This is a genomic window from Ferruginibacter sp., assembly GCF_049840995.1.
Classification (GTDB): domain Bacteria; phylum Bacteroidota; class Bacteroidia; order Chitinophagales; family Chitinophagaceae; genus Ferruginibacter.
Map to the genome: position 1 here is coordinate 733,054 of NZ_JASGIP010000008.1, position 25,150 is coordinate 758,203.

Here is a 25,150-nt window from a genome sequence, read left to right on the forward strand (position 1 = left end):
AGATTTTCACGGATACCTTTTAACTATTTTAATCTGTGTAAATCCGTGTAATCCGTGGCCAGCCTTTGTTGCGAAGCAACATCCTTATGCATTAGCCAAGGCCCTGTCCAAATGCACATAACCTCCATCCACGTACACCAGTTGCCCGGTGGTATGGCTCGATCTTGGAGACAAAAGGAAAGCCACCGCATTGGCAATTTCTTCCGCCGTGGTCATCCTGTTCTCCAAAGGTATCTTTGACTCGATCTCTTTTAATTTTTCTTTGGGATTGGGTAAAGTCTCGATCCATTTGGCGTACAAAGGCGTAAAGCATTCTGCCACCACCACCGCATTTACACGGATGCCGTATTTCAGCAGTTCCACCGCCCATTCCCTGGTCAATGCATTGCGGCCACCATTGCTGGCTGCATAAGCCGACGTATTACCCTGACCCGTATCCGCAGTTTTGGAAGTGATATTAACAATTGCGCCTTTTGATTTGATCAATTCGGGCAAAGCATGGTGCGCCAGCAAATAATAATGCACCACGTTCTTATGCAAAGAAGCCATGAATTTTTCATAGTTGCCTCCCTCCAGCCCTACGCCATCATTCACACCGGCATTGTTCACCAGGCCATCAATGCGGCCGAAGGTTGCGATTATTTTTTTTACTGCAGATTCGCAGGCTGCCGGTTCGGATAATTCTGCCACTACCTGCGCTGCTTTGCCACCGGCTGCTTCTACAGCCGCAACCGTGGCCAGGTTATCAGCCTCATTACGGCCGATAATGACCGGTATGGCTCCTTCTGCAGCCAATACTTTTACAATACCTTCGCCAATTCCTTTTGCACCACCGCTTACGATGATCACTTTATTCGTTAGTTGTAAATCCATATCTGTTTATTATAATTCAAATGTAGGGTAAAATAGTACAGTCAATCATGCAATCGTATTAAAAGCTGGTTAAGCTTATTATATTGCTAATATTAAAGGCGGTTCAGCCAGTTCTTCAATCTTTCCATCCACACATCATCGGTTGTTTTATTGATCATACCAAAACCATGTCCGCCCTTTGGATAGAAATGCGTCTCTACCGGCACTTTATTTTTTATACAGGCAAGATAATAGCGCACACTATTCTCTACAGGCACCCCTCCATCATCGCTGGCATGCACCAAAAATGAAGGCGGCGTGTTTTTTGTTACCTGCAGGTCGTTACTAAAAAAATCCTGTTTTTCCTGCGTAGGCTTACTACCGATCAACCGGTCCCGCGAGCCACGGTGCATAATGGCAGAATCCATGCTGATAACAGGATAGATCAATACCGCAAAATCCGGCCTTACAGAAGTGGTATCATTATTATCCGCATCTGCTTTAAAATTAAAATGCGTGGCAGCAGTAGATGCAACATGTCCGCCGGCAGAAAATCCCATAATACCCACCTGGTCTTTTTTAATACCCCATTCTTTGGCATTGCTGCGCACAAAACGAATGGCCTGTTGTGCATCCTGCAAAGGCGCCAGGCTTCGGTCGATATTACTGGTATCATCGGGCAAACGGTATTTCAATACAAAAGCGGTCACGCCCCAGCGGATCATTTCCTCAGCCACCCTTGTACCTTCTTTGTCATACGTAATGATGGAGTAGCCTCCACCAGGACAAATGATCACCGCCTTCCCATTAGGCTTGGCAGGCTTGAAGATGGTTAAAGTAGGATTGCTCACTTTGGAGATACGGGTAACGTTGTCTTTAAAAAGGGAGCTTTCTTTATCCGCAACAGGTTTTGAATTGGGCACAGCGCCCTGGTACAAAGGGATCACCTGCGGTGTTTTTTGATTGAATACTGCGATATCAAAAGGCTTTGCTTTCAAACTAATATCAGGTAACCAAAATAGGTCTTGTTTTTCAGAAAACCCGCTGCCCGCAAAAATATTTGCAAGGGTATACTGTTTGATCTCCTTTTCAGTTAATTGTCTGGCCCATTTTACCCTTTGTGCAATTGCAGCACCTTCGCCGGTATTTTTGTACTCTGCATAATAGGCTGTCTTTTCATTTTCAGGATTGCTCCAGTTATGCCATCCTTCCGGCGCTATTACTTTGGGCAGGTCGCATCGTATAAAAACAGTTTTTGCATTGGCACGCCAGGGTCGCCCCAGGTACAGTTTATTCACGGCTGTGTCGGCAATGATCTTACAATCTAAAAACACATAACCAAATCTTGCCCCCTTAGTAGTACTGGCTGCTGTAACAAACGAATTGATCTTTGCTTTTATAGTACAGCGCTGAAACACCGCCGTAGAAGGGCCAAAAATAAAATCAGTCGTCCCTTCAATATAACAATCCACAAAAAACTGGCGGGCATTCTCACCACTGGTAAAGATAGTATCCTGGTTGCCGAGGAATTTACAGTTTTTAAACACTGCTTTATCTGCATCTACGTATAACGCCAACGCCTGTCCTACAGGGCCGGCTGAATTGGCAAAAGTAATATTTTCTGCAAGGAAACGGTTGCCCGATATCTTTGCCGTATAAGAGGTAAATGTAGTGAGCTTGCCTTTCCCTGAATAATCATTGAATACAATGATGGTACTGTCCACACTTTCACCAATAAAAGTTACATCTGTGTTGTTGGCGGGTAATTCTATCTTTTCATTATACACACCATTCTTTATGTAGAGCGTTATTGGCGCCAACGGGTACACTCTCATAGCATCAATCGCATCCTGGATGAACATATAATCACCGGTACCATCTTTGGCAACTGTAAAGACATACTTGTATTGCTGCGGGTTGGAGGTTTGTGCAAAAACATTTACTGCCAATACCAGCGGCAGCATCAATAGCAAACAGATCCTTTTCATGTTATAATTATTATTTAAATACTTTCTTTAAAAATTCATCAATATAATTTACGGTGGGCTGAAACCAGGGTTCAAACAAACAGAACGAATGCGGCGCTCCTTCAAATGTATGTACTTCGGTATAAATGTTATAGCCGCTTAATATTTTCATATAATCTGTCCTGCCGGCATGCATTCTTTCCACGGCGCTGTTCAAAAACAAAGTAGGCGGTGTTCTGCCTCCGGCATAGCTTAAAGGCGATGCTGCTTCCCACAATTTAAAATTATCATTTTTCGGGTACCCGAACCAGTAAGTTCCCGCAGAAGTACGTTTAATGTCGTCGCCTTCGCCGGTTTCGGGATGTACAAAAGATAAAGTACCATCAATATCCACTACAGCATTCACCTGTGTTTGAAGATCTGTAAAGCCATTCGTGCCTTCAAATAAAGGCATATTGCCCGTGGTGCCTAAAAAAGCGGCCATCTCTCCTCCTGCCGAAAACCCCATTGCGACGATCCGGTTGGTATCGATATGATATTTACCCGCATGCTTTCTTACCCAGCGTATCGCTGCTTTGGCATCGTAAATAGCTGCGGGAAAAAGCGCTTCGGTTGAAAGCCGGTATTCGGGAGTAATACATACATAACCCAGTTCTGCCAGCTTTTGCGCCAACGGATAATGCTGTGTACGGTTGCCGCTGCGCCAGCCACCCCCATGTATGATGATGATAGCTGTACGTAACACCGGTGTATCTTTTACCAGATAAAAAACATCGGTCTTCAACTCCCTTTTACCAATGGCATTGTAAGTGATATTTCTTTTTTCAGCCACTGCTTTTGAATGAAATTCATTCACCACTTTAATATCCGGGAATTCTTTTTTGGTATTGATATAAGCGCTGTAAGTGGAATAAGAAGTGTCTCTTATATTGGTAACTCCTGCATAAGATTGTGCAGTTGCTTTTATTCCGGTCATTGCAAATAAGATCATTAACCAGGTCTTTATCCTGCCACGATCTTTTGGATAAGGCAACATGAAATAACTATTCATATAGCGAAGAATTATTGATTTGAAATTACAGGTTATTTTGTTTTTACCACACATTAATTACGGCATCGTTTGCGTAAAAAAGGGGTTATAAAGAATTATAACCCCTGGTTGCTTGCTACGCCGACTGCTACTATGAAAAAAGCTTATTGATAACCCGGGTTCTGCACCAGCTTTGGATTAGCAGTTATCTGCTGGTTTGGTATCGGGTACAGTTTCCTGAAAGATGCTGTTTGCGTGGTTTTAAAGGCCCAGGTGCCGGTAAAGAAATCACCGAAGCGGATCATGTCCGTTCTCCTGCAACCTTCCCATATAAATTCCCTCGCTCTTTCATCTTCTATATCTTTTAAGGTAAGTGTACTTAATACGCTGGCATTACTTCTTGTTCTTACCTGGTTCACCAGTGGCAATGCTGCCGCGGTCTGCCCCTGCCTGAACAATGCTTCTGCTTTCATCAGCAATACATTTGAATATCTTTCCAGCACAAAATCATTATCGCCGTTAAAGCCCGACCACTTGGTGCCTACAGGCGTATATTTTAAAACCTTGTACCCTTCATTATCCTGTGCCGATACAATATCCTGCACCGGTATCAATACCAGTTGTGTGCCGTTGGGATAATTCAATGGTGCACCATTTAAATAATACTGCGGACCATATTCTATCAAGGTCTTGCGCACATCCTGGTTCTCGTATTTATCCAGTGATACCTGCGTGGTGCTGTAGCCGTTAGCAGGCGAAAAAGGCAGGTTGTATTTCAACTGGTCCAAACCATTGTTGGTATACAGCATAAACTGGTTGTTGCCCGCATTCTGTGTGGCATCTTTGGTAAATGCAGAGATGATCTCTTTCGATCCCACCTGCGTAGGCGATGCAAAATTGTCCACCACGTTGGGTGTAAGTGCAAAGGCACCTGAGTTGATCACGTTATCGCACATGGTTACCACTTTACCCCATTGCGCCGTACCGGTATATACTTCCGCATTCAGGTACATATAAGCCAGCGCTGTGTAGATGGATTCTTTTGTAAACCTTGGATAGTAAGCGGTATGATCCACCGTTTTTGCAGAAGGCAGATCGGCAATGGATGCCAGCATTTCACTTTCGATAAAATTATATACTTCCGTACGGGAAGTTGTACCTGGTAAATTATTGGGATCTATTCTTGCCACGGTTACCAATGGCACATTGCCCCAGTTGTCCATTGCAAAGAAATAGCCATACGCACGCAATGCACGGGTTTCGGCAATGAGTGGTTTGATATTATCCTTATTGGGAGAACTCTGCAAACTTTCCAGCACTGCATTGGCGGTACCGATCTCCTGGAAGATATTGACCCATGCCCTTGCAATAGTGGCATTATCCGCATTCTGCACATGCTTGGTAAGATCGATATTGTTCTGATCGAACCAGCCGCCATTGGCCCTGCCCGGTACAATGAATTCATCGGTGCTGAATTCTTTCATGCGCCATGGATCGCCTATATCCACATTGAGTGATAGCAATTGGTACACACCCACTACAGACGACAGGGCTTCTTTTTCTCCCTGGTAATAAGTATCCGGCGACAGGCTGCCAAACTTCTCTTCTTCCAGCTTGGTGCAGGCGCCCAGCAGCGTGGTAGTTAATGCCAATGCCGCCAGTATTTTAAAACGATTGTTCATATTTAAAAAGTTTAGGTTAATGATTTAAAATGATACATTGATACCAAAATTGAACGAACGTGCCCTTGGATATCCCAGGTAATCCACACCCAATGGTGCAACACCGGTTTTGGATATTTCCGCATTCACTTCCGGATCCACACCTGAGTAGCCGGATATCAGCAACAGGTTCTGGCCCGATACAAATACATTCGCACTGGTAACAAATGTTTTTCTCAGGCTGATAGCATAACTCAGGGTCATATTATCCAGCCTTACAAAACTGCCGTCCTCTATCCATCTTGATGAGAATGTTTTGGGCGCATCTCTTTTTAAACCGCTGGTAACAGCTGATGCCAGTACATTCTTACCGGGCAAATTGCTGAGGTAACTCATATTAGCAGCAGTTAGATTAAATACATCATTGCCAACAGAACCCCTGAACAGGAAGTTCAATGTCCATTTTTTATAATTGAAAGTGTTGTTGAAACCAAAAATGAATTTGGGTTGCGCACAACCAATGATGGTATCGGCGCCTGCAGCAAATGTTTCTTTACCATTGCTGATGCCGGTAAATCTTGGTCCCCAGAAAGTGCCGAGCGGCTGACCGGGCAATATCAATTGTGCATATTTACCCAATGATACAGTACCCTGCAGCGGCGCTATCTGGATATTATTACCGCTGTATTGTTCGTTCGATAAACTCAGTACTTTATTCTTGTTAAAGCTGATATTGAAACCGGATTCCCATTTAAAATGGGTTTTGTCGATCACTTTACCGGTAATATCAATTTCAAGCCCTTTGTTCTGCACACTGCCCACGTTGGCCAATTGTGTACTTACGGCTGTAGGCGATGGCACGGGTATACGTAACAAAAGGTCAGTGGTCTTTTTTACATAATAATCAATGGTACCCCGTATCCTGCCGTCAAAAAGCACATAGTCCACACCGGCATCAAACTGCCCGGTCTGTTCCCATTTTAAGTTCGGGTTGGCATATTGCTGTGGTAATACGGTGGTGATCCTTACCCCGCCTACAATATAACCGGTGGTGGTGGCGCCCAATGTAGTAATAGAATTCAGGTTACCGATCTCCTGGTTTCCGGTAACGCCATAGCTTACACGAAGTTTAAGATCGGAGATCGCTTTTACATCAAAGAATTTTTCTTTCGACAGTCTCCAGGCCACAGAACCGGAAGGGAATACCCCCCATTTATTACCCGAGCCAAACCTGCTCGATCCGTCCCTCCTGATAGTACCTGTTACCAGGAACCTGTCATCATAACTGTAATTCGCCCTGCCATAGAAAGAGATCAGTGTATTGCTGCCTTTAAAAGTAGATACACTGGTAATGCTGCTGGCAGCCTGTAAACTATACCATTTAAATTCATCCGATAAAAATCCCTGTGCAGTGGTGCGGTCGCCCTCGCTCACAAAATACTGCCATGAATAACCGGCCAACGCTTCCAGCCCATGTTTGCCAAAATTCTTGTTATACCGCACGATCATCTCCAGCAGTTTGCTGTAATCTTCCAGCCTTTGCACGCTGGCATAACCGCCCGAACCTTGGCCCAGCAAATTGTTTTTACTGATAAAGGAATTACGGTTGATATTCTGATCGGTATAGCCAAGATTTAAATTAACACTGAGTGGTTGTAATATTTTCAACGTGGTGGACAGGTTGCCGATAAAACGGTTATTGGTCAACTGATCCAGCACCTGGTCGGAATAAGAAACGGGATTAACACGATAAGGGGCAACAAAATAATACCTGCCATTGGGATCGTATACAGGATAAGTAGGATTGAACACCAGCGCTTCGTAATTCATGCTGGTACCAAACTCACTGCCCACGGTATTGGCCACCGGCGCCTGTTTGGAAAATGTTTGTCCGTAGTTCACCCGTAGATCGAACAATAACCTGTCTTTAAGCGCCGAATGATTGATATTGATACGTGCATTCGCTCTTTTAAGATCAGAAGCCAGCATTACGCCCTGCTGATCGCCATAACCCAATGATGCACGGTAAGAAGTTTTATCAACACCCCCGGAAAGAGAAAGATAATGATCCTGTGTGATACCGGTTTTATAGATCATATCCTGCCAGTCTGTGTTGGCCCCTTTATCATCAATGGTCAGTCCCTGGTCTTTAATGGCCTGGCGGTATTGATCGGCAGATAATACTTTTAAAGTACCGGCCACCTTGGATATACCGATAGAACTGCCTACGGTTATTTTGGATCTTCCCGCTGCACCTTTTTTGGTAGTAATAACAATTACACCATTGGCAGCCCTTGCCCCATAGATCGCAGTTGCAGAAGCATCTTTTAAAACCGTCACCGATTCAATATCATCAGGGTTAATGGTCATTAAAGGATTGGTAGGCTCCTGGTCAAAAATATCAATACCATAGTTGTTGATATTGGCCTGTGCCTGGCCCGCACTGTTGGAAATAGGCACACCATCTATTACGTATAATGGATCGTTGGAAGAAGTAAGCGATGTACCGCCACGCACTCTTACAGTATTAGAACCGCCGGGCTTACCGCTGTTCTGCGAAATATTCACACCCGGTAATTTACCCTGTATACTTTGCTGCGGGCTTAATAAAGCTCCTTCATTAAAGTCTTTACTACTGAGCATCGATACAGATCCGGTGATATCTTTTTTCTTTTGTGTACCATAACCCACCACCACTATATCACTCAGTTTCCTGTCGTCCAGGCTCAGCGAAAGATTGAAGTAAGTATTCTTTCCAACCACTGCAGAGATGGTCTTATATCCCACGTAAGAAAGTTCCAGCACCGCTTTTTCATCGGCCACTTCCACAGAAAAATTTCCGGCAGCATCCGTTTCTGTACCCACGTTCGAGTTCTTTACTTTAACTGTTACCCCTGGCATTGGCTCTCCTTTTTCATTCAGCACACGCCCTTTTATTACCACGGGTGGCGGAGGTGGCGCAACGGGTGGCGGCGCCTGTTCTTTTACTTCAGGGATCTTTTTAAATTTCACCACGATCGTTTTTTCAACGATGGTGTATACCAGCGGCTGGCTTTTAAAGCAAAGCTCAAGCGCCTGTTCCAGCGTGGCGTCTTTTACAATAATGGTAACCGGTTTTGATTTGGAGATCACTTTGTCGGTGTAAAGGAACTGGTACCCGCTTTGTGTGCGGATCACATCAAACACCTGCTGCACAGGCACCTCCTGTAATGAAATGGAGATCTTTTGTGAATAGCTCCTGGCGGTAGCAGTAAGACAAGTTGCCAGGATAAAAATGACAGACAATTTCATAACCAGCAATAGTTTTTTTAAACCCAACCGCCTTCCCGGCGACCAGGCTTCCATAGAAACAAGCAATTTCATACCTTTGTGTTGTTTTGGTTAATAATAAGTGAATAGTGAAGCTATTTTTTATGGTTGGCCAGAACATATTTCCGGGAGTGCTGCAACACTTCCGGTTTTTTTTCTGCCTACGCAGTTATCCGTTCATAATTTTTAATTTTCGGTTGATACAATTATTTTTTTTCCATCAATTGCAAAACTTACCTCACCGGTCAGTTCCAGCATTTTTAACACGTTAGAGAGCGTTACACCCCGTGAAATATCACCATTGAATTTGATGGGCTCGCTGTTATTCTTATATTCCACTTCCACATCGTACCAGCGACTCAGCTGCCGCATTAGTTTTTTCAGGTCGGTATTATTGAAGGAAAAGTTATTGTTCTTCCAGGCCATTACTTCATCCGTATTCACCCGTGGCGCTTTGGTAATAGCGCCGGTTTCGTTCACCTGCGCCTGCTGGCCCGGGGTCAGCAGCATGGTGTTTTCATTCTTGATCACCTTTACCGATCCTTCCAGCAGTGTGGTATTTAGAGAAGCTTCGTCTGTATACGCATTGATATTGAAGTGTGTGCCCAATACCTCTACCGTAGTACCGTTAACGGATACCCGAAATGGCTTCTCTTTATTTTTAGCCACTTCAAAATAAGCTTCGCCGGTGATCTCCACTTTACGTTCCTTGTCGTCAAATACCACCGGGTAGCGGATAGAAGATGCCGCATTCAGCCATACTTTGGTGCCATCTTCCAGCACCAGTTCAAACTGGCGGCCCCGCGGGGTTTCGATAATATTATAGCCCGAGCTGACCTTACTGTCATTATCCTGCACATAATTCAGCACACCACCATTCTTAACTACTTTCATACTGCCCTGCATGCTCAAAGTACCGTTGGAAGCGCTGTCCAGCACGATATAACTTCCATCAGCCAGTTTTAACACAGCACCGGTAGTGCCGGGCGCCACATCATTTTTATATTTAGAAGAGGGGATATTTTTTGCAATATCATTTTTAGAAGCCGTCTTTTTGCTTGCGAAATAATAAATACCACTGATGCTGATGAGCAATGCAATGGATGCGGCCGCCCACCATATCCTGCGGCGGGAAGAGCGCATGGGTACTCCTTTTGCAGGTGTTTCCTGTTCAAACAGCAGGGATAATATCTTATCGGAATGCGCTTCGCTGAGCTGGTGGCCGGTATTGGTTTTGCTCCATACGTCATTCATAAAAAGCTTTACTTCTTCATCGTTCTCACCCTCCGCCAAAAGGGCAAATAACTCCTTTTCTTCTGTTCCGGAAATAGTTTTGGACAGGTAGCCGTTGAGCAGGTATGCTAATCTTTTATTTTTCATCTTTTGCAATCGTTGTATCGATCTTCTTTACAAAAGACAACCGGCAGCAAAAAAAGGATTAGGCTATTTAAAAATAATTTTCAGAAAAATGGCGAGGGGTAAAAATATACTGGCGGGATGACTTTCCATGAACTGGCGGATCTTACGCAGCGCAGTCACCATATGGGTTTTAACGGTATTGGGGGTAATGTTCAACTGGCGGGCTATCTCGTCGTTCTTCAACCCGTTTTCGCGGTTCAGGCGGAAGATCATGCGCTGCTGGGGCGATAATTGTTCCATAGCAAGCTGCAACATGCTGAGCTGGTCTTTGTACAAAATGTACTCTTCCACATTTTCTGTAGCAGTATCTTCTTTTGCAGTAACGGCCGTTTTTACTTTCAGCTCCAGCGCTTTCTTTTTTAGATAATTAAAGCAGAGGTTCCTGGTAATTGTGGCCATCCATGCCTCAATATTGTTGATATCGGTCAATGTATCCCTGCCTACCCACAGCTTTACAAATACCTCCTGCGTAATTTCTTCTGCAATAAAAGTGGAACGGGTAAAATGTACAGCGTAGGAATATACCTTGTCTTTACTGTTGTTGAACAGGTACCGGTATGCATCCTGGTCTCCCGAAGCAATAGCGCACAGCAACTCCTGTTCATTTGTGTAAGACACATTATTCATGCGGCAAGACGTATTTGGTATTAAACAAGCGTATAGTAAAACTACAAAATATTACATGATATTCACAGGCTTTAACATTTCGGCGGGTACGGATCCTGGGCGCTGTTCCGGGTAATCCTATTACTGCTTTTCTTCAACAGATGTCTTGATGGGCCAGCGCCGGTTTTATTGTTTAACTCCCGGCCCGAGCACTTTTTTAAGAAAACGCATCAATATAGTTTACCGTTGGGGTAAACCAGGGCTCAAACAAACAAAAAGTATGCGGCGTGTTGGGAAATGTATGTACTTCGGTATAAATATGATTGCTTTCCAGTATCCGGGTAAAATCATCCCGCCCTGCATGCATACGGGCAATACTGCTGTTGATAAAAAGGCTGGGTGGTGTACGGGGCCCTGCAAATGTCAGGGGCGATCCTGCTTCCATCAGTTTAAAATTTTCTTTCTGCGTGTAGCCGAACCAGTAAGTACTGCCTCCTATCCTGCTGCTGGTGTCCGTCGTTTCAGAACTTTCGGCATGCACAAACGAAAGTGTGCCATCAATATTTACCAGCGCATTTATTTTAGATGACGTGGCAGCCGGTGCATTCACACCCTCAAACAAAGGCATATCACCCGTGGTGGCCAAAAACGAAGCCAGTTCACCCCCTGCAGAAAAACCTGCAGTGACAATTTTATTTGTATCAATATTATAACTGGCTGCATGTTCTCTCACCCAGCGGATCGCTGCTTTCAGGTCGTACACCGCAGCAGGAAATAATGCTTCAGTAGATAGCCGGTATTCGGGTGTAAAACAAACATAACCTTTTGCAGCCAGCTGCTGTGCCAGTGCATGGTGCTGTGTCTTATTTCCCGAACGCCATCCGCCACCATAGATCATGATGATCGCAATATGGTTGTTCTCTTTTTTTTCTTTGGGATAAAATGCATCCAGCTTTAAACTGCGCTTGCCTGTTTTGTTGTAAGTAACATCATATTGGATGCTCACCGCCGGCATTGCTGTTACTGTTGGCAGGCTGATATCGGGATATTGTTTTTTTGCTCCTGCAAAAGCGCTGCGGTTGGAGAATGTAGTGTCGGTGATTCCTGTAAGGCCACTAAGAAGCTGGGCCTGTGTTTTAGCTGCAATAAATAATGCGGCAAAAACAACTGCAATTGTTTTTGTCATCCTGGTGTTTATTTAAATGGTATAGGTTTTACAAAACCGGTTTCTTTCATCCATAATTCCAGCAGGTTCAGCCACAAATCAGTAGAACCCGGGTTTTCATCCAGCCTGATGCCATGCCCGCCCTGCGGAAATACATGTATACTAGCATTGATCTTTTTATCCACGAGTGCATTGTAAAAAAGTAAACTGTTCTTTACCGGAACAGTACTGTCATTCAATGCATGCACGATGAATGCCGGTGGTGTAAAAGAAGACACCTGCATTTCGCTGGAATATTTTTCTATCATGGCGGCGCTGGTATCCGCTCCTAAAAATTGTTTCCTGCTACCGGGATGTGCAAATTTTCCCATGGTGATCACGGGGGAAAGCAGCACCATAAAATCGGGGCGGTAACTTACCGTATCCAGCGAATCTTTTATGGCCGATACATCAGTGGTTTGTGTGCCGAGCATACTGGCCACATGACCGCCGGCCGAAATGCCCATCACGCCGATCTTATCGGGCTTGATATTCCATTGTGCGGCATTGGCCCTTATCCAGCGCAAGGCCCTCTGTGCATCCTGCAACGGGCCCAGTTCCCGCTGCTGCAGGTCGGCCTGGTTGGGCAGCCGGTAGATCAAAACAAATACATTGATGCCAAGGCTGTTGAACCATTTGGCAAAATTAAAACCGTTATAGATATATGATACCCTTTCGTATCCACCGCCGGGGCATATCAATATCGCACTGCCATTATTGTCCGATTTGGCAACCGGCAATGCATATATACCGGGAACGGCTACACGCCATATTCTTTCATTGAAAAGGCTGTCGGTCACTTTTTTGCCATTGCTGTTGGGCTTTTTGCCCTCGGGCCATATAGGAATGAACTGCTGCGCCTCTATTTTATACAAGGCCAGTAAAAGCAATAATAGTATCCCGGTATGTTTACGCATAGTTTTATTGTTTAGTAACATCCCAATCGCCAAAAATGTTCTTTATAGTATATTCTTTACTTTCTTCCTCCGTTAATTGTTTACTCCATTCCACCCTTTTCAAAGGATCGGATGAAGGTCCGTAATTTTTATATTCCGCATAGCGTACGGTCTTATAATTATCTGTATTGTTCCAGTTACTCCAGCCTTCCGGTTTAATATGCTCGCCGATATAGCAATGCATATACACTACGGCAGCATAAGGCCGCCAGGGCCTTCCCAGCGATACACTGTGCAGCGAAGTATCACCCTTTAAAGTACAATGATTAAAAATGTAACCGAATTTCTTTTCCGGCGGAGTGGATGCGGCCGTAACATGCGAATTCTTTTTGCTGTAAATGGTACAACCTTCGAACCATACAGTAGCGGACCCGAAAATAAAATCAGTAGTGCCTTCAATATAACAGTTGTTATAATACTGCCGGCTTTTTTCGCTGTTGGTAAACAGCACGTCCTGGAAACCGATAAAACGGCAATTGGTAAAAACGGCTTTATCTCCATCCGATTCCACTGCAACGGCCTGCCCTGCCGTAAAGCCTGCATCATTTTGAAAGGTGATATTACTGGCCGTAAAATTGTCTGCCTTTATCAAGAAACTCCAGGAGCTGCGGGTGTTGATCACCTCACCGGTAGCACTTATCTTACCGGTATGATCATCATAAGTAAGTATCGTCGTCGATTTATCTTCTCCTGTTATAGAAACATTTTTCTTAGTGGAATCCAGGAATAATTTTTCTTTATAGATCCCTTTTTTAATAAAAATGATGGTGCGTTTTGCATTGTTGGCAGGTACCGCATCAAAAGCAGCCTGCACAGTGGTGTAATCGCCGCTGCCATCCTGCGCCACCGTTTTTTTAATGGTTTGCGCAGTGGCATGCAATGCAATAAAAGAAAGGCTTATCAGCAACAGTCGCTTCATCCTGTTTATTTTTTTGCCGGTGGTATATATATTCTTTCCGCCAGCTCCAGTTTTAAATTTCTTATTTCTTTCAACACAATTTCTGCCATACGTCTTGCGCCAAATTCAGTAAAGTGTGTATTGTCTTTTTGTCCATTAGGATAGCCGGGGTGTTCCAGCGAATCCAGCTGCATGAACAGCAATTTTGAATTGACAGGACCAAACTGCTGTAACAGGTCACGGCTTTTGGCATCCAGGTCTATTACCGGTGTGTTGGTTTGCTTAGCCACTTCCCATACAGCCGCAGAGTATTCCTTGTGCGTTTCTTCTATCTTACCGTCTTTATCAAAGCGCATACGCGTAACCGGTGTTATCAAAACCGGGTTAGCATTTTTGGCCCTTGTTTCGGTAATGAATTTGATGAGATTGGTTTTATAATCCGGTACAGGTGTGTAACGATCCTTGTATATTTCTTCTTTTGCTTCATCATTATGGCCAAACTGCATCAGTACATAATCACCTTCCTGTAAACTATCGGCAATGGGTTGCCAGCGGTTCTCACTGATGAAGGTACGGGTGCTGCGGCCACCCCTGGCCCGGTTATCTACTTTTACAGTAGAATCAAAAAAATATTTAAAAGGCATACCCCATCCCGTTAGCGGCGCTCTTGAAGAATCATATTCACACATAGTGGAATCGCCGATCAGGTACACTTTTATTTTTTTCTTTGCCGGCATAAAAGCAAACACACCTAAGAAGAGTGCTGCTGCATAAAGATATTTTTTCATTTTAAAATTTTAGAGGCTTAAAAAAGGCTGCCACGGGGGCAGCCTTCAAAACATAAACGATTATTGAGAAAAAAAACTACATTAATAACCCCAGTTCTGTGGCTTCAGGTTCACATTCGCATCTATGGCCGCTTGTGGTATAGGATATAATTGGCTCTGGCCATCTTTAAATCCATAACCTAAGTAGTTAACATAGGTGGTGGTAATATTGGTATTGGCAAACCAGTTTACCCTGTTTGTTGTGGTCAACTGTATGTTACCATTAGTTGGATCCAAAGGTGCCACTGCCGGTGTTGTTGTATAAAAAGAGTTCGCCCATATCTGCCCGTTTTCAGCCAATGCATTCTGGTAATAATACATTTGCTTAGGCAGGTTGGCTGTTAAGCAATAAGCAGGTGGTGCAGCCTGGTAAGTATAAGCTACCATCGCAGTTCCTGCAGCCATTGCAGCAAGGTTTGCTTTACTTTCAGTTAATGCTTTACCCAGCAGGTTCCAGCGGATCAGGTCCCATTTGCGGATACCTTCGCCACCAAATTCCAGCATTCTTTCTTTAACCAGTAATTTAAAGAAGGCATCTTTATTACCAGGGTTAGCAGGCACCTGTGCCGCAACGCCGTTGTGTCCTCTCAGGCTTACTTCAGAAAACGCATTATATGAATTAGCATCCGGGCCGTTGTTGATCTCGTTCTGTGCTTCTGCATACATTAATAAAACGTCTGCAAAGCGTATCAGCGGCCAGTTCAGCTGCATATTCTGTAATGATTGGTTGGATGCAGGTGTGGTACTAACGCCGGCGCTTACCCCAATACTGAAGTAGAATGCAGGACTAGATACCCAGTCTCTCCTGAACTTACCATCATAGATACTGTTGCTGGCATGTCCACGGCCAAACACATCCCTTACCACTTCAAAAGGCACAAAGCTTACATCCCTTCTTACATCAGTTGAATCGAACTGGTAAAAATAAGTAGGCAACATATTGCCCAATGAACCACCCACACCATTGATCTTGGTTCCGCTCTGCAAACCAATTTTACTATCGGAGTTGGTACCGTTGGCCATGGCCACCTGCATGATCAGTTCTCCTGCAGGGTCCATTGATTTATGGGCATCGATCACATCTTTAAATAAACCTTTGAACGTGGCAGCCAATGTATGCTGGCTCCTGTTCTGCATTATTTCCCAGGTTTCGTCCCTGGCTATTTTATAAAAATCAAGATAATTGGCAGGCCTTGAGATCACACCATTGATATCAGGCGAATAGCCGCCTGCAAACAAAGCAACTTTTGCACGCAGTGCCATTGCTGAACCTTTGGTAAAACGTTCGTCCTGTGTTACGGCAGTTCTCCACGGCATTAAATTCTTTGCAATAGCAAGGTCTTTCAGTATATGATCGTAAATGGTATCCCTGCTGGTTCTTTTCGGGAACAGGTCGGGTATAAATGCGGATGGCGTTCTTTGCTCCGGTACATTTCCCCATAAACGGATCAGTTCAAAATAATACTGCGCCCTGATGGTATAAGCTTCGCCCAGCATCCTTCTCAGCTCCACATTATCTGCGCTGGTGCCGGTTTCGCTGTACTGCGGCATTTTGGGAATATAATAGATACAGTTGTTGGCCCTTTCAATACCTGCATAAAACTGGTTGAAAGTACTTACGATATCCGTGTTACCTGCCACTAATGTATAGTGTGCTTCCTGGTGCCTTAACTGGTCCAGTGCAGAACCACCGCCCATGATAATATCATCATCGTGTGCATAGTAATAGCTCACCCTGATACCATAACCAAAATCGCCGGCCATGGAAAAATAGGCGCCCATCAATGCAGCCCTTGCATTGGGTACATTACCAAATACAAAGCTGGGATCGAATGTGGAAACCGGTTCGGGTGATAAATATTTTTTACATGAAAGCGAAAGCAGAACGGTACACAGCAATGCTACTGCGACACCTTTTATGTTCATGATCTTATTTTTCATATTGAATCGTTTTAGTGTTTTAGAATGATAGATTTAAACCTACAAGAATAGTGCGGCCCCTTGGATAAGCAGAGTAATCAACACCCGGTGTTAACGGGTTGCTGCGTTTTGCGTTCACATCAGGGTCGTAGCCTTTGTAACCGGTGATAGTGGCCACATTGTAGATAGTGCCATACACCCTCAGGCTCGATATTTTGGCCCTGCTGATGATGTTCTTCGGTAAATTATATCCTAAAGTTATATTATTTATTCTTAAGAAAGAACCGTCTTCCACTGCGTAAGACATCGGGTAGAAACCGGTAGTGGTCCTGATCGGCTGCCAGATGGTGGCTCCTGCATTCAGTGCCGCAAGATCAGCCGGTGCAATACCTACTGTAGTGGTGGCGTTGATCTGTTTTTGCACCAGGTTGCCCTTGCTGTCGATCACTTTCCACCTGCCGTTCATTACAGACAGCATGTTGGCATCTACACCATAAGCATTGGAATATTCCAGGTTGTTGGCATTAAAGATATCATTACCATAAGAGAAGTTGGTAAAGATGTTCAGATCAAAACCTTTGAAAGAAAAGGTCTGGTTGAAACCACCGGTAAATTTAGGCAGTGCATTACCAATAACGGCCCTGTCGCCATCCAGTGTTATTTTGCCATCACCATTCACATCGCGGTATTTGATCTGGCCCGGAGCAACCAGGTCAGCCAGTACTGAAATTGGATCAGCCAATCCTGATTTTAATTTGTATTGTGTAGTCAGCAGTGGATAAGACGCATTGCTGTAAGCGCTGGTGGTAAAATCATCCACGTTATAAAAACCATCCACCACAAGGCCATACATGGTACCCACACTCTCGCCTACTTTCAGCAGGTAGTCGTCAGCGTTAGCTGTAGTGAACCAGCCGGAGTTAGCGGTAAATTGTGTATTGGTACCCAGGCTGAGTATCTTATTCCTGTTGAAAGAGATGTTGAAATTAGCATCCCATTGAAAATCTTTCTTCTGCATTACGGTAGCGCCCAATTGCAGTTCAAGACCCTGGTTGCGTACAGAACCTACGTTCTGGTACTGGGTGGTATAACCTGATGTTGCAGGAAATTTATTTTCGATCAGCAGATCTTTGGTAGTATTCGAATAATAATCCGCGGTCAGTGTGATCCTGTTCTTAAAGAAGCTCAGGTCAAGACCAACGTTCTTTGATTCCAGTGTTTCCCAGGTGATGTTGGGATTACCCAATCTGCCGGGTGTAACCAGAGTATAAGCCAACGCATCGTTCAAACCATAACCACCATTTGAAGGAGTGGTAAAGCCCGTCGTGTATCCGTAAGCGTTGATCCTGTTATTACCAGCCTGTCCAAAGCTCAGCCTTACTTTTGCATCATTCAGGAAGTTAAGCGACTTCATGAAATTTTCCTGCGACAACCTCCATGCCAGTGCCACAGAAGGGAAGTAACCCCATTTGCGGTTGGTGGAATCGGTTAAAGGAATTGCACTGGAATAGTTAGGTCCGAATAAAGAAGAACCATCCGCCCTTAAGTTAAAAGTAAGGAGGTATTTCCTGTTGAAATTATATTTCAAACTGGTAAAGAATGATACCTGCCTGGTGGTAACTTCCGAAGAAGCCGGCTTAGGCTGCGAGAAACCAGCCGGCGCCGAAGCGAGGCCGATGTTGGCAAAAGCAACTTCTGGTTTGATACCCACAGGGAAATATCTTACTTCCATCGAGTTTATCTTATTGATAGTTTGATAGATCTCGTGACCGATCAAGATATCCAGGCCATGTTTGGATTTAAACAGCGACTGGTTGCTGTAAGTAAATACATTGGAGTTGTTCAATGTATAACGATCGTTATTGCTGAGTGTTAATATCGGCAACTTGTTATAGGTTCTTGAAGTGGCAGTCAAGGTATCATCAAATGCTTTTGACTCCGCCTTGTTCACATCATAACCATACGTGCTCCTGAAGGTCAGGTTCTTTATAATATTCAAATTAAAATAGCCATTGAAGTTGTAAGCAGTGATCGTACGTTTCCTGTATTCTGCATCCAGCACTTTTAATGGATTCAATTCATTTAAACCATTACCGGGGTTGCGGGCATCCAGGTCAGCATCATAAAAATCTTCTGTCTGGCCCGGCAGTATCAACGGACGATAACGGGTGAACTGGCGCAACCTGTTGCTACCTGCACCTCCCACATCCGATGTACCGGCGCCATCCACCGACTGTAACATTATAACGTACGTTGAAACCAACTTTTAAAGCATTGCTTACTTTATGATCGAATTTAAAGCTCGCCAGTTTCCTGTCGTAATCCGAATTCAGTAACAAACCTTCCTGCTTGTTCCAGGTGGCGCTTAAATTATACTGCGTAGCAGCAGTACCACCTGATACAGAAATATTGTGTGTGGATTGTTTGGCATTGCGGCCCATGATGCGCTCCTGCCAGTCCATTGGGTTTACGTAATTGCTGTAAGTAGGAGCGATCGTATCAAAGTTGCTCATCCTTTTAATATACTGTGCTGCCACGGCAGTATCAGTAGCATTCTCTGTGTACTTGGCCCTTTCATAAGCATATAGTACAAAATTGTAAGGATCCATCATATCCAGTTTCCTGGTGATGGTGTTGAAACCAAAGAATGCGTTGTAGGTAACAGATGTTTTACCCTGTGTGTTCCTGCCACCTTTGGTAGTGATCAAAAATACACCGTTGGCACCTCTTGCGCCATAGATAGCTGTGGAAGCCGCATCTTTCAATACGGTAACACTTTCAATATCCTGTGGAGATAATACAGAGAGTGCATTCTCAATCTGTATACCATCCACCACATACAGCGGCGCACCGCTTTGGGTGATAGAACCCCTACCCCTTACAAAGATGTCCACATCGGCGCCGGGTGTACCTTCCGATACACTTACCTGCACACCGGCCAGTTTACCGGCCAGGGCTTCTGCAGCCGAGTTGGCGGGGTTGTCTTTAAGATCTTTGGAACCAATGGTGGATACAGAGGCGGTAAGGTCCTTTCGCCTTACACTGGAATACCCCACTATCACCACATCGTCCTGGGTAACCACAGCTTTCGCCAGCTGAACAGTTACCGGGTCGCTGCCGGTTACAGTTACCGGTTTTACCGTAAAACCAACGGAAGAAACGATCAGTTCCACGGGGCCGTTGCCGGTCACTTCCATAGAAAAATTACCGTTCTTGTCGGTCTGAACGCCCTTTTTGGAGCTTTTGGAGATGATGTTCGCCCCGGCAATGGGTGCGCCCGTCTCATCCGTCACCTTACCCTTGATCGTCCTGTTTTGAGCCGACAGGGCAAAAGGCAACATAAAAAAGATTGTGAGCAGTACTAACAACTTATTCATATAGCAGTATTTAGTTTACTAGTTTAAAAAACAGCTTGCTTTTCGGGGAGAAAAGCCGGGCTGCGGCAGCAATCAATGACCAATGTTAGAACTTTTTTTTTGCTCAGATAATTAGCAGCCGCCACTATTTTTACGCAAACGTTCCCGATAACGTTGCCACATTATTTTATCCCCTTAAAAAGCTGTAACTTGAAAAAAATAACGGTGATTTGCACTTGCCAAAAAACAAAAAATGAAGTTTGAACCGGTAACAATCAAGGATATAGGAAAAGCATTAGGATTATCTACATCAACAGTGAGCAGGGCTTTAAGGGGCAGTTATGAAATAAGTTCGGAGACCAAGAAACTGGTATTGGAATATGCAGAAAAGATCAACTACCGCCCCAATCCTATTGCCTTAAGCCTGAAGGAGCGCCGCAACCATTCGCTGGGCATCATTGTTTGCGAAATTGCCAATAATTTCTTTTCCCAGGCCATCAACGGCATCGAATCCATTGCCTACAACCGGGGTTACCATGTTATTATATCACAAAGCCACGAATCGTACGAAAGGGAATCGGTGATACTGGATCACCTTGCCTCCAGGTCGGTGGATGGATTACTGGTTTCGGTATCCAGCGAAACAAAGGATTATGGCCATTTCAGCCAGTTGTACGAAAAAGGCCTGCCCATTGTTTTTTTCGATCGTATCGTAAATGAAATAAACACCCATAAAGTAATTGCCGACAATTTTAAAGGGGCTTTTGATGCTACGGAACACCTGATCAATAATGGTTTTAAAAGGATCGCCCATGTTACCAGCGCACCCTATCTTTCTATTTCAGTGGAAAGACTGGAAGGCTATAAAGAAGCCCTGCGCAAACATAATATTGAATACGACGATAAGCTGGTACATTTTTGCCATCACGGCGGTATGATATATGATGAGGTGGAAGATGCCGTGAAAAAGATCGTGAAGCTGAAACCAAAAGTAGATGCTTTTTTTACCGCCGGCGACCGCCTTACAACTGCCAGCATGCAATCTTTACAAAAACTGGGCAAGCGGATACCCGATGATATTGCCATCATTGGTTTTACCAATACCAACCTGGGCGAAATGTTCAATCCGCCTTTATCAGTAGTAAGACAACCTGCATTTGAAATCGGCCAGGTGGCCACCGAATTGTTGATCAGCATGATAGAAAGCAAACGGCCGGTTACTGATTTTGAATCGAAAGCATTGCAGACAGAACTCATCATCCGCGAATCTTCCGGGAAAAACAAACCCATAAAATAACCATACAGTTTTACTCACCATTCCATTCACTACTCACCACTCACTCGTCACGATTCACGCTCATGAAAATACAATTCTGGTCGGTTGGTAAAGCGCACGAAGCCCATGTAAAGGAGGCTGTGGAAATGTTCACCAAGCGCATCTCACATTATTACCCGGTGGAATGGCATATCATACCTGTTCCAAAAAACAGCGGCACGCTGAGCGAAATGGATCTGAAGAAGAAAGAAGGCGAAAGCATTACAGGCATTTTACAAAAAGATGATTACCTGGTATTGCTGGATGAAAGAGGCAAGCTGATCAAAAGCGAAGAGCTGGCAAAGTTCATCGAAACAAGGGCCAATGAAAGTGTAAAGAAAATGGTATTTTTAATTGGTGGCGCTTATGGCGTAAGTGAAGATGTGATGAAGCGGGCCAATTATAAATGGAGCTTATCTCCTTTGGTATTTCCGCACCAGTTGGTAAGATTAATTTTGGCCGAGCAGGTGTACCGGGCCTGTACTATTATAAAAAACGAAAACTATCATCATAAATAAAACCACATGGAGGATATTCAGCAATACCCGTTAACTTTTGGTATCATAGCGCTCACCGTTGTAATTTCTTTAATAGCATTTTCCAATACTGAGGTAAAGAACAAGGCGCTTTTTTATCCTTATGGTATGTCTTCCCCTTCGGAATATTACCGATTCATCAGTCATGGTTTTATTCATGCGGATTTCATTCACCTGTTCTTTAACATGTTTGCATTGTATTCTTTTGGCAGCTTTATAGAAATGTACCTGTTCAACAAAACCGAGTACATTGTATTATACTTTACCTCTTTGATCGCAGCCTCTGTTTTTGATTTTATAAAGAACCGTAACAACTCATCTTATGCAGCACTGGGTGCTTCCGGCGCTGTTTCTGCAGTAATATTTGCTTCCATGATATTCGACCCCTGGGTAAAAGGCGTTGCATTATTTGGTGTGCTGGCGCTTCCTAATATCGTATTCGGCGTGCTATATTTATGGTACTGTGCTTATATGAGCAAACGCGGCGGAGATAATATCGGGCACAATGCGCACTTCTGGGGTAGCGTGTACGGTTTTGCATATACGGCTATTTTAAAACCCGAACTGTTCAAAGGTTTTATCGAAAAGCTGCTGCATCCTACGTTTTAAGCGTTAGCTGCAATACCTGCTGGGTATTAGCGGTTATCTTAAAGCGGTCATCCATACGCAGACCGATCACCCACAATATTTTTTTATTGCTTTCAATCACCCAAACATTTTCTTTTTGGGTAAGTGATAATTTCTGGTCAATAAAAAAACGGCTGAGCTTCTTTTTTTTCTGCATGCCTAAGGGATAAAAATAATCACCCTGTTTCCATTTGCGTAGTAATAAAGGGAATTGTATTTCTTTGATATCCAGTTGTACGGTGAATGGCGAATTTGAAATATCGAATGTGGAATGTTTTTCTATTTGCAATGTGCCATTTTCAAAAAGCATGGTCTTATCTTCTTCTTCAATAAGTATATTGGAAGCATCGATCGTTTTGTTGGGCGAAATGATGAGCCAGGCCCTGTTGCGGATAATGCGGTGTGTGGCAGACTGTACATATTTTCCCGAACTGCTTTGTAATAATCCCAGCACGTCCGCTGTTTGATGTGCTGTAAAACCAAAATCTTTGATGATCTCGTACACAATGGTGGAAAGCGGCTGCAGCTTTTGCATTTTTAAAACAGGAATATGCACTTCATTCCCTTTATGTTCCAGTAGTTTCTTTTTATGCAGCTCTACTGCCTGGTTGTATAATTGTTCCGCCGCTCCCATTCTTTCAATATTGTTCAAAAGATTTTCTTCTACCGCCGGAAATACTTTTTTTACTGCAGGTATCAGCTGGTTACGGAAATAATTACGGGTAAAATCATCTTCTTCGTTAGTATGATCGGTAACAAAAGCGATATTGTTTGCTGTTGCAAAATCAAGAATATCTTTTTTAGCAGCAAAAAGCAAGGGCCTTACAATATGATTTTGTTTCGGTAAAATGCCGTGCAGACCTTTAATACCCGTACCGCGGAAAAAATTCATCAGCATTGTTTCTATATTATCACCTGCATGATGAGCTGTTACGACAAACGCATAATCTTTTTCTTTCCTTATTTGCTCAAACCATGCATAGCGCAGGTTTCTTGCTGTTTCTTCAATGGACGTTCTTTCTTTTGCTGCGATCGCTTTAGTATCAAAGCTGGTTGAAAAAAAAGGAACCTTGCATTTTGCTGCCAGTTCTTTTACAAACAATTCATCTCTTACACTGTCCTCGCCTCTCAATTGAAAATTACAATGCGCAATAGCAAGATCGTACCCCATCTGCTTACACAGTTCACACAACACCACACTATCCACGCCTCCACTTACAGCCAGCAGCAATCTATCTTTTGGATTAAAAAGATTTTGTTGTTGAATGTATTGTTTAAATTTTCCAAAAAGATCCATATTGCTGTTTCCAGTTCGACAATGATAAAAATATTTTTTCGCAAAAATCTTCTACATAATGATTCCCCCCTTTAGGGGGGTTAGGGGGGCTACTCTTCCAGGTCTTCCTTCGCTCCCTGCAACTCATTATACGAATGGTTATCCCCTGCCCTTTTTGCTTCCCACATGCCGCGTTCATATACTTTTATCGCTTTTTCAAATTCTCCGGCACGTTCCAGCAGCTTAGCTAAATGATAATAAGAACCGATATAAGTAGGCTCCCGCAGCAATATCTCGTTAAAAAGTTTGCGGGCTTCCTCATCCTTATCTACTTTAATGTATTCCAGCGCCAGCGCATGTTGCAGAAAACTATCCTTATCCGATGTTTTCATGTACTCCAGCAATTTTTCTATCCTGCTCATAGTATTAAAAATATTTTTAGTTTTTTGTGTAAGCGTATCACCTTCTTCTCTTATCTTTGTAAATAGTTGCATAAACAACCAATTGACATAATCCCCTTTAAAACAGGGTAAAAACAGATTGTAATATGAAGATACTCGTTTGCATTTCAAAAACGCCGGACACAACGGCAAAAATAGCTTTCAGCGATAACAATACGAAATTTGCTGCTGATGGTGTTCAATGGATCATCAACCCTTACGATGAATGGTATGCCTTAGTGAGGGCCATCGAATTAAAAGAAGCAGATCCTTCCACTGTAATTCATTTGGTAACTGTAGGCGCAGCTGATGCTGAGCCCATCATCCGCAAAGCATTGGCGCTGGGCGGTGATGAAGCCATCCGCATCAATGCAGATAGCCATGATAGTTTTTATATCGCTTCGCAGATTGCCGAAGTGGCCAAACAGGGCGGTTACGACCTGGTGTTCACCGGTAAAGAAACCATCGACTATAATGGTTCATCCATTGGTGGCATGGTGGCCGAATTGCTGGATATGCCTTATGTATCACTTGCAATTAAATTTGATGTGGCTGCAGGCGCTGCCACCATTGTACGTGAAATTGAAGGTGGCGAAGAAACAGATAAAGTTAGTCTACCCGTAGTAGTTAGTTGCCAGAAAGGGATGGCCGAACAACGCATTCCTAATATGAAAGGCATTATGGGCGCCAGGAGCAAACCATTAAAAGTGGTGGAACCAGTTGCGGTGGATGCTTTGACCTCTATTGTTTCTTTTGATCTTCCGCCTGCAAAAGCCGGTGTAAAGTTAGTTTCGCCTGAAACTCCTGAGGAATTAGTTCGTTTATTACACGAAGAAGCCAAAGTATTTTAATGCCCCTGTCCCCTGAAGGGGAACTAAGGTGGGATCATTATTATATAATTTTTAGTTCTTTTAATTTTATCAGGTCCCGGTTTTGTTTTATTAAAAAATT

Annotated in this window: 20 protein-coding genes; 4 read left to right on the top strand and 16 right to left on the bottom strand. The window is 43.8% G+C overall.

Annotated elements, in window-relative coordinates; genetic code table 11:
• Positions 1-84: 84 nt before the first annotated feature.
• The 14 genes from QM738_RS24095 to QM738_RS24160 form a co-directional block, all read right to left on the bottom strand.
• Positions 85-873: an SDR family oxidoreductase gene (locus tag QM738_RS24095; RefSeq protein ID WP_462279327.1), complete on the bottom strand. Its 789-nt coding sequence runs from the start codon at positions 871-873 to the stop codon at positions 85-87.
• Positions 874-965: 92 nt separating this feature from the next.
• On the bottom strand, positions 966-2,840 hold the full coding sequence (locus QM738_RS24100; protein ID WP_462279328.1) for a pectinesterase family protein: 1,875 nt from the start codon (positions 2,838-2,840) through the stop codon (positions 966-968).
• Between the two features lie 10 nt (positions 2,841-2,850).
• Positions 2,851-3,870 carry an alpha/beta hydrolase fold domain-containing protein gene (locus QM738_RS24105; RefSeq protein WP_462279329.1) on the bottom strand — a complete coding sequence of 340 codons (1,020 nt, stop codon included), beginning with the start codon at positions 3,868-3,870 and terminating at the stop codon, positions 2,851-2,853.
• A gap of 143 nt (positions 3,871-4,013) precedes the next feature.
• Positions 4,014-5,531, bottom strand: a complete 1,518-nt coding sequence (locus QM738_RS24110) for a RagB/SusD family nutrient uptake outer membrane protein (protein ID WP_462279330.1) — start codon at positions 5,529-5,531, stop codon at positions 4,014-4,016.
• A 24-nt stretch (positions 5,532-5,555) separates the two neighbouring features.
• Entirely contained in the window at positions 5,556-8,873 is a 3,318-nt protein-coding gene (locus QM738_RS24115; protein WP_462279331.1) for a TonB-dependent receptor, read from the bottom strand.
• A gap of 132 nt (positions 8,874-9,005) precedes the next feature.
• Positions 9,006-10,199: a FecR family protein gene (locus QM738_RS24120; protein ID WP_462279332.1), complete on the bottom strand. Its 1,194-nt coding sequence runs from the start codon at positions 10,197-10,199 to the stop codon at positions 9,006-9,008.
• Between the two features lie 63 nt (positions 10,200-10,262).
• Entirely contained in the window at positions 10,263-10,865 is a 603-nt protein-coding gene (locus tag QM738_RS24125) for an RNA polymerase sigma factor (protein WP_462279333.1), read from the bottom strand.
• A 196-nt stretch (positions 10,866-11,061) separates the two neighbouring features.
• The gene (locus tag QM738_RS24130; RefSeq protein WP_462279334.1) at positions 11,062-12,030 is read right to left on the bottom strand and encodes an alpha/beta hydrolase fold domain-containing protein; all 969 of its coding nucleotides are present in this window, start codon (positions 12,028-12,030) and stop codon (positions 11,062-11,064) included.
• An 8-nt stretch (positions 12,031-12,038) separates the two neighbouring features.
• A complete protein-coding gene (locus QM738_RS24135; RefSeq protein ID WP_462279335.1) occupies positions 12,039-12,965 on the bottom strand; it encodes an alpha/beta hydrolase in 927 nt (308 codons plus the stop codon).
• Positions 12,966-12,969: 4 nt separating this feature from the next.
• Positions 12,970-13,923 (bottom strand): pectinesterase family protein, encoded by a 954-nt coding sequence (locus tag QM738_RS24140; protein WP_462279336.1) that lies wholly within the window; start codon positions 13,921-13,923, stop codon positions 12,970-12,972.
• Positions 13,924-13,928: 5 nt separating this feature from the next.
• Entirely contained in the window at positions 13,929-14,690 is a 762-nt protein-coding gene (locus QM738_RS24145) for a rhamnogalacturonan acetylesterase (RefSeq protein ID WP_462279337.1), read from the bottom strand.
• Positions 14,691-14,771: 81 nt separating this feature from the next.
• The gene (locus QM738_RS24150; RefSeq protein ID WP_462279338.1) at positions 14,772-16,670 is read right to left on the bottom strand and encodes a RagB/SusD family nutrient uptake outer membrane protein; all 1,899 of its coding nucleotides are present in this window, start codon (positions 16,668-16,670) and stop codon (positions 14,772-14,774) included.
• 19 nt (positions 16,671-16,689) lie between these two features.
• Positions 16,690-18,891: a SusC/RagA family TonB-linked outer membrane protein gene (locus QM738_RS24155; protein ID WP_462279339.1), complete on the bottom strand. Its 2,202-nt coding sequence runs from the start codon at positions 18,889-18,891 to the stop codon at positions 16,690-16,692.
• Positions 18,839-20,026: a TonB-dependent receptor plug domain-containing protein gene (locus QM738_RS24160; protein ID WP_462279340.1), complete on the bottom strand. Its 1,188-nt coding sequence runs from the start codon at positions 20,024-20,026 to the stop codon at positions 18,839-18,841. Before QM738_RS24160 ends, QM738_RS24155 begins: the two co-directional genes overlap by 53 nt.
• A gap of 232 nt (positions 20,027-20,258) precedes the next feature.
• Here QM738_RS24160 and QM738_RS24165 point away from each other — a divergent pair, with 232 nt between their 5' ends.
• The 3 genes from QM738_RS24165 to QM738_RS24175 all read left to right on the top strand — a co-directional run bounded on the left by QM738_RS24165 (position 20,259) and on the right by QM738_RS24175 (position 22,465).
• On the top strand, positions 20,259-21,302 hold the full coding sequence (locus tag QM738_RS24165; RefSeq protein WP_462279341.1) for a LacI family DNA-binding transcriptional regulator: 1,044 nt from the start codon (positions 20,259-20,261) through the stop codon (positions 21,300-21,302).
• A gap of 62 nt (positions 21,303-21,364) precedes the next feature.
• Complete coding sequence (locus QM738_RS24170) at positions 21,365-21,838, top strand: 23S rRNA (pseudouridine(1915)-N(3))-methyltransferase RlmH (RefSeq protein WP_462279342.1); 474 nt, start codon at positions 21,365-21,367, stop codon at positions 21,836-21,838.
• 6 nt (positions 21,839-21,844) lie between these two features.
• Entirely contained in the window at positions 21,845-22,465 is a 621-nt protein-coding gene (locus tag QM738_RS24175) for a rhomboid family intramembrane serine protease (protein ID WP_462279343.1), read from the top strand.
• On the opposite strand, the gene tilS is transcribed toward QM738_RS24175, so the two are convergent.
• Both tilS and QM738_RS24185 read right to left on the bottom strand, forming a co-directional pair.
• Positions 22,455-23,780, bottom strand: coding sequence for a tRNA lysidine(34) synthetase TilS (gene tilS, locus QM738_RS24180; RefSeq protein WP_462279344.1), 1,326 nt, complete (start codon positions 23,778-23,780; stop codon positions 22,455-22,457). The two genes, QM738_RS24175 and tilS, sit on opposite strands and share 11 nt — an antisense overlap.
• Positions 23,781-23,869: 89 nt before the next feature.
• Complete coding sequence (locus QM738_RS24185) at positions 23,870-24,253, bottom strand: tetratricopeptide repeat protein (protein ID WP_462279345.1); 384 nt, start codon at positions 24,251-24,253, stop codon at positions 23,870-23,872.
• Positions 24,254-24,306: 53 nt separating this feature from the next.
• Here QM738_RS24185 and QM738_RS24190 point away from each other — a divergent pair, with 53 nt between their 5' ends.
• Positions 24,307-25,050: an electron transfer flavoprotein subunit beta/FixA family protein gene (locus tag QM738_RS24190; protein ID WP_462279346.1), complete on the top strand. Its 744-nt coding sequence runs from the start codon at positions 24,307-24,309 to the stop codon at positions 25,048-25,050.
• The last annotated feature ends 100 nt before the right edge of the window (positions 25,051-25,150 follow it).